This is a genomic window from Streptomyces sp. NPDC001348, assembly GCF_053597535.1.
The window spans coordinates 220,148-221,994 of record NZ_JBSFIK010000005.1 but is presented as its reverse complement, the minus strand read 5'-3'; the positions used below and the strand labels follow the sequence as shown (position 1 = coordinate 221,994).

1 pseudogene is annotated in these 1,847 nt (G+C 74.7%); it reads right to left on the bottom strand.

The features are described 5' to 3' along the window. Positions 1-1,083, bottom strand: a pseudogene (locus ACWC21_RS07835) (alanine racemase); the annotation flags it as partial. Positions 1,084-1,847 lie beyond the last annotated feature (764 nt).

The window sequence follows — 1,847 nt, the reverse complement described above, 5'->3', positions numbered from 1 at the left end:
CTACACCTTGTCGCCGATCAGCAGATCGTCGGCGGGCGAGCCGAGCAGCGGCGTCTGCACCTCGCCGGGCCCCTCCTGGGGGTCGTACCGCAGCCCCTCGGGCAGGTACGGCACCGGCAGCCGGTCGGGGCCGGGCGCGCCGGAGGCGGGGTAGCCGCCGCCGAGCACGGTGACGACCCCCACGCCCGGCCGCCGCACGACGGGCATGGCGAAGAGGGCGGCCGGGCGGCCGGTGAACGACGTGTAGTTGTCGAACAGGCGCGGCACGTACAGCCCGGAACCGGCCCCGATCTCGGTGACGGCCGCCTCGGCGGCGGTGTGCTGCACACTGCCCGTGCCGCCGCCGTTGACGAACTCCAGGTCCGGCGCCACGCCGCGGACCGCCCGCACCACCGCGGCCCGCCGCTCGGCCAGTTCCCGCCGGGCGGTGGCCTGCATCAGCCGGACGGCGCGGGAGCGGAAGGGACGGCCGGCGACCGAGTCACCGACCCCGGCGATGTGCCCCTCGTACGCCATGATCCCCACCAGCCGGAAGCCCGGTCGCCGGGTCACGGCCCGGGCCATGTCGGCCACCTGGGCGGGGGAGTGCAGCGGCGAGCGGCGCGCACCCACCCGCACCCGACCGCCGAGCAGCTTCAGCGAGGTGTCCAACTCCAGGCAGACCCGCACCACTTCGCGGCCACCGGCCCGGGCGGCGTCGATCAGGTCCAGCTGGGCGGGGTCGTCGACCATCACCGTGACGGCGGCGGCGAGTTTGGGATCCGCGGCGAGTTCGGCGTAACCGGCCCGGTCGACGGACGGATAGGCGAGCAGGACGTCGTCGAACCCGGAGCGGGCGAGCCACAGCGACTCGGCCAGCGTGAACGACATGATGCCGGCGAACCCGTCCTTCGCCAGCACCCGCTCCAGCAGGGCCCGGCAGCGCACGGACTTGCTGGCGAGGCGGATCGGTTTTCCGCCGGCCCGTCGCACGAGATCGTCGGCGTTGGCGTCGAAGGCGTCCAGGTCCACGATGGCGACGGGGGCTTCGAGATGGGCGGTGGCCTTGTCGTAACGGGCCCGGTCGGAGGCGCGCGCAGTCATGCACGAAGCCTGCCAGACAGGATTACCGCAGGGTAGAGGGACGTTCCGGGCAGATACCCCCGGGCTCGCGGACTGGTTCCCGTTCGACCAGGACCAAGCCGTAGAGTGACGCGCACACGCACGGTGGAACCGTCCGGGCCGCTGTCCCTGCGGCGGGATGCCGGTCCGCGCGTGCGGGTATGCATGACGGCACGAGGAAGCGGGGGGTGCATGAGCACGGAAGCGCGGCACGCCCCGGTCCCCCCACGCCCCTCCGGCGACTCCACCCCGACGGGGGACGACACCCCGGAAGGGGAGCCGAAACCGAAGGCCGCACGGGACCGCGGCACCGCTGCGGCACCCGGCCGCACGGAGCGCGGCGAAGCACCCTCGGTCACGCGTGTGACGGCCCGCGATTTCCGGTTCGACCCACGCACCGCGAGCGGTGGTGCCGCTCCGGGTGCGCGGCCGACAGGCGGTGGCACACCCTCGGGCTCCCGGCCGGTGGGCGGTGGCACGACTTCGGGTAAGCGGCCGGTGGGCGGTGGCACACCGTCGGGCTCCCGTCCGGTGGGCGGTGGCGTCTCTTCGCAGGCGCGGTCGGCGACGGGTGAGGGTTCCTCGGGTACGCGCCCGAAGACCGACGGCCTGCCGTCCCGGCCGCGCGGTGGCACACCGTCGGGCTCCTGGCCGGTGGGCGGTGGCGTCTCTTCGCAGGCGCGGTCGGCGACGGGTGAGGGTTCCTCGGGTACGCGCCCGAAGACCGACGGCCTGCCGTCCCGGCC